The following is a 4,200-nucleotide window of genomic DNA, read 5'->3' on the forward strand; positions in this document are numbered from 1 at the left end:
CCCCGGCCCCCGGTGCCGCCCGCACCGGTACCGCTCAGGTGTCGTCGCCGATGACCGGCTGCGGGAGCGTGCCCGCGTTGTGCTCCAGCAGGCGCCAGCCGCGCGTGCCCAGGCCGAGCACCGACCAGCAGCAGTTGGACAGTCCGCCGAAGCGCTCCCACCGGGAGGGCTCCAGTTCGAGCAGCCGCCCGAGCATGGTGCGGATCGTCCCGCCGTGGCTGACCACGACCAGCGTGCCGTTCTCCGGGAGTTTGCCGACGGCCTCCAGGACCACCGGCACCGAGCGGTCGGCGACCTCGGTGGCCAGCTCGCCGCCGCCCCCGCGCCGCACCGGCTCGCCGGCCGCCCAGGCCTCGTACTCCTCCGGGAAGCGCTCGCGGATCTCGGCGTTGGTCAGGCCCTGCCAGGAGCCCGCGAAGGTCTCCCGCAGGCCCTCGTGGTGCTGCACGTCCAGCCCGGTGACCTCGGCCAGCTCCGCGGCGGTGCGCCGGGCCCGCTTGAGGTCCGAGGAGATCAGCAGGTCGGGACGGAGCCCGGAGAGCAGCCGGGCCGCCCGCTGGGCCTGCAGGACGCCCTGGCCGGTCAGCTCGATGTCCGTGGTGCCCTGGAAACGCGATTCGAGGTTCCAGGAGGTCTGGCCGTGCCGCCAGAAGACGATGCGCGGGCCCCGCGCGCCGCGGCTCAGTGCAGATCCTCGGGCTTGCCGAAGTCGTCGGCGGGCGCGACGGCGTTGCCGGCCTCGTCGGTGTGGGCGTCCGGGCGGTTGCGCGAGGCCACGGCGTCCTCGGGCAGCGGCAGCTCGGGGCAGTCCTTCCAGAGGCGGTCCAGCGAGTAGAAGGAGCGCTCCTCGGAGTGCTGGACGTGCACGACGATGTCCAGGTAGTCGAGCAGGATCCAGCGGCCCTCGCGCTCGCCCTCGCGGCGCACCGGCTTGATGTCCAGCTGCTCGCGCAGCTGGTCCTCGATCTCCTCGGCGATCGAGCGGACCTGGCGGTCGTTGTTCGCGGAGGCGATCAGGAAGGCGTCGGTGATCGACAGCACCTCGCTGACGTCGAAGGCGATGATGTTGTGCGCGAGCTTGTCGGCCGCCGCCTGCGCGGCGACGGTGATGAGCTGCTGGCTGTGGTCGGTGACGGTCACGGTGTTCTTCCGGCTCGGCGGCTTGGGGTGCCCCGGCGCACGGCCGGGGTCGCCTTCCAGGATCTCACGCCGCCCGGGCGGGCCCGGAACCGTTTTCCGGGCCCGCCCGGGCCACCGCACCGCGACACCCGGACCGCAGGAGCCCGGGCCGCCGCCCTACTGGTTCTTCGGCGGCTGGTAGTCCTTGCCGAGCAGGACCAGCAGGTCCGCGTTCTGGGCGTCGCCGGTCACCTTCTTCACCGCCGTGTCCGGCAGCCCGAGGCTGGTCGCCAGCGACTTCGCCGCGCCCTGCCGGGCGTCGTCGGTGTAGCGGATCTCACTGGCCGGCTGCGGAGCCGCCTTGGCGCCGCCCGGGATGAAGGTCAGGCCGGAGTTGACGATCTGGACCTGCGCGGCGGCCGCCGCCGCGTCGTTGCCGGTGGCGTCCTGGAGCGCGACCCGGACCGGGGCGTCGCCGACGGCCGCGGACTTCACGGTGCCGCCCAGCACGTCCTTGACCTGCTTGCCCGCGGTCGCCTCGTCCAGGCTGCCGTCCGGCTTGACGGTCAGCGCCGTGGTGCCGAAGTGGCCGTCCTTCGCCTGCTGGGCGAGCTGGACGAGCACTCCGGCGAGGGCGTCCTCGGGCAGCGAGGGGTCGAGCACCGCGTTCATCCGGTGCACGTCGTCCTTGGCGTCCTTGAACTCGGTCGGCATGGTGCGCACCACCGCGTCCAGGACCTGCCCGAACCGGGCCAGCTGGGCGTCCCGGTTCTCACCGGGCGCCTGCCAGGTCGCGTACGCGACCGCGGCCTTCCCGCTGAGCATGGTGTTCTTCCCGGCCGCGGACAGCAGCTTGCCGTCCGGCTTGCCGCCCTCGTGGGTCTCGGCGTTGGTGTCCACCCGGACGCCGCCGAGCTGGGAGACCAGCAGTTCCAGGTACGGGGTGTCCAGCCGCCAGGTGCCGGCCACCGGGGCGCCCAGCACGGTGGACAGGCCCTCGCGGGTCGCCGAGGCGCCGATGCCGTCCATGGACTGGCCGACCGTGCTGACCGGCGGGTCCCCCGGGCCGGGCAGCCGCAGGTTGTCGGGCAGCAGCAGCACCGTGCCCTTCTTCCCGGAGGCGTCGTTGACCAGCAGCGCGCTGGACACCTTGCCCTGGAGGTCGCGCAGGTGGACGACGTTGACCTGGCGCCCGCCGGCGGCGGTGGCCGCGGTCGGCTTGTCGCCGGTCAGGAAGAGGTAGCCGCCGACGCCGCCGGCCGCGAGCGCCACCACCGCGCCGAGGCCGATCAGCCGGTTGCGCAGCTTGCGGCGGCGCTCGGCGCGCACCTCGCTGCGGGACTCGGCGAACTTCAGCCAGTCGATGACGTCCTCGGTCTCCTCCGCCTCCTCGTCGACGAAGGTGAACTCGCCCGTGGTGTAACTGTCCTTGGGCGCCTTGCTCCCGGCCTTGCCTGCCTTGCCGGCCTTCCCGGCCCGCGCCCCGGCGACCTGCTCGGACGGCGGCACGGCCTTGGCCGGCACCGCCTCCTCGGCGGGCCGGGGCACCCGCGGACGCGGCGGCGCGGCAGCGGGTGCCGCTGCGGCCGCTGCGGCGGCGGACTGCGCGACGGCCTCGGCCTGCGTCGGCGGCACCGGCGACGGCGCCTGCGGCTCGGCGGCGACCGGGGCGGCGGCCTGGTACGGCTGCTGCTGGTAGCCCTGGTAGCCCTGCTGCTGGTAGCCGTACGGGTCCTGGCCGTACACCGGCTGCCCGTACTGGTCGTACTGCTGGTCGTACTGCTGCTGCTGCGGCTGCTGTGGTTGCTGCTGCTGCGGCTGCTGCGGGAACTGCCCGCCCTGCTGGTACCCGTCGTACCCCTGGTAGCCCTGCTGCTGGTAGCCGTACGGGTCCTGCCCGTACACCGGCTGCCCGTACTGGTCGTACTGCTGGTCGTACTGCTGCTGCTCGTACGACTGCGGCTGCGGCTGCTGTGGTTGCTGCTGCTGCGGGTTCTGGTAGCCCTGGTACGGCTGCTGGTACTGCCCGGTGGACCAGTCCTCCGGCCGCCGGCCGTCGCTGCGATCAGTCATGCACCGCTCCTGGATCAGTCCCCGCGCGGCGCGTACAGCGCCCGCTTGTCGATGTAGCGGACCACGCCGTCCGGGACGAGGTACCAGACGGGCTCACCCTTGGCGACCCGGTTGCGGCAGTCCGTGGAGGAGATGGCCAGCGCCGGGACCTCCACCAGGGAGACCCCGCCCGCCGGAAGCCCGGCGTCCGACAGAGTGTGCCCCGGGCGGGTGCATCCGATGAAGTGGGCCAGCGAGAAGAGCTCGTCGGAGTCGCGCCAGGAGAGGATCTGGGCGAGGGCGTCGGCGCCGGTGATGAAGAAGAGGTCGGCGTCCGGGTGCAGGGCGTGCAGGTCGCGCAGGGTGTCGACGGTGTACGTCGGGCCCTCGCGGTCGATGTCGATCCGGCTGACCGAGAACTGCGGGTTCTCGGCGGTGGCGATGACCGTCATCAGGTAGCGGTCCTCGGCCGGGGTGACGTGACGGTCGCTCTTCTGCCACGGCTGCCCGGTCGGCACGAAGATCACTTCGTCCAGGTGGAACGCGCTCGCGACCTCACTGGCGGCGACGAGGTGGCCGTGGTGGATCGGGTCGAAGGTGCCGCCCATCACGCCGAGGCGCTTCTTCACCGGTTCCGGTCCGCCGGGATTCCCGGCCTGCTCTCCCATGCCGCCACACCTTACGCGACACCCGTTACGGTGCGGGAACGGCCGGGTGGGGGTTCTCCGCAGATGCGTGAGGGAGCGGCCGGCCGGTGGCCGGACGCTCCCCGAGCGGTCCGCGCGGCCGGCTCAGCGGTCCCGGTTGAAGCGGGTGGTGATGAAGAGCAGGACCAGCAGGATGAACAGCGCGGCGCCACCGGTCAGGGCCGGGTTCAGGCTGTCGTGGTTGCCCCCCTCGCCCTCGGCGAGAAGGTTCAGAACGGGGAGTGCGGCAGCAGTGCTCATGGTCGGCGGGACCTTCTCGGCTCGGGGAACGGACCTGGGGGTGGTTCCGGGCCGGTGAGGGCCCACCCGTCATCGTACGGGG

5 protein-coding genes are annotated in these 4,200 nt (G+C 72.9%); all 5 read right to left on the reverse strand.

Features of this window, described 5'->3' with window-relative positions:
- Positions 1-34 precede the first annotated feature (34 nt).
- A complete protein-coding gene (locus ACIQOV_RS30295; RefSeq protein ID WP_401053796.1) occupies positions 35-685 on the reverse strand; it encodes a histidine phosphatase family protein in 651 nt (216 codons plus the stop codon).
- Complete coding sequence (gene rsfS / locus ACIQOV_RS30300; protein ID WP_359910971.1) at positions 682-1,140, reverse strand: ribosome silencing factor; 459 nt, start codon at positions 1,138-1,140, stop codon at positions 682-684. The genes ACIQOV_RS30295 and rsfS overlap by 4 nt, the downstream gene beginning before the upstream one ends.
- Before the next feature lie 156 nt (positions 1,141-1,296).
- Positions 1,297-3,192 carry an LCP family protein gene (locus tag ACIQOV_RS30305; protein ID WP_401053793.1) on the reverse strand — a complete coding sequence of 632 codons (1,896 nt, stop codon included), beginning with the start codon at positions 3,190-3,192 and terminating at the stop codon, positions 1,297-1,299.
- A 14-nt stretch (positions 3,193-3,206) separates the two neighbouring features.
- Positions 3,207-3,839, reverse strand: a complete 633-nt coding sequence (gene nadD, locus ACIQOV_RS30310) for a nicotinate-nucleotide adenylyltransferase (protein ID WP_401053795.1) — start codon at positions 3,837-3,839, stop codon at positions 3,207-3,209.
- Positions 3,840-3,962: 123 nt separating this feature from the next.
- The gene (locus ACIQOV_RS30315; RefSeq protein WP_359910967.1) at positions 3,963-4,118 is read right to left on the reverse strand and encodes a hypothetical protein; all 156 of its coding nucleotides are present in this window, start codon (positions 4,116-4,118) and stop codon (positions 3,963-3,965) included.
- Between the last annotated feature and the right edge of the window lie 82 nt (positions 4,119-4,200).

The sequence above is a fragment of the Kitasatospora sp. NPDC091257 genome (assembly GCF_044757675.1).
GTDB lineage: Bacteria > Actinomycetota > Actinomycetes > Streptomycetales > Streptomycetaceae > Kitasatospora > Kitasatospora lactacystinica.

Coding starts and splice junctions, on each gene's coding strand:
- nadD (WP_401053795.1), bottom strand. CDS start 3,839: ATGGGAGAGCAGGCCGGGAATCCCGGCGGACCGGAACCGGTGAAGAAG.
- ACIQOV_RS30305 (WP_401053793.1), bottom strand. CDS start 3,192: ATGACTGATCGCAGCGACGGCCGGCGGCCGGAGGACTGGTCCACCGGG.
- ACIQOV_RS30315 (WP_359910967.1), bottom strand. CDS start 4,118: ATGAGCACTGCTGCCGCACTCCCCGTTCTGAACCTTCTCGCCGAGGGC.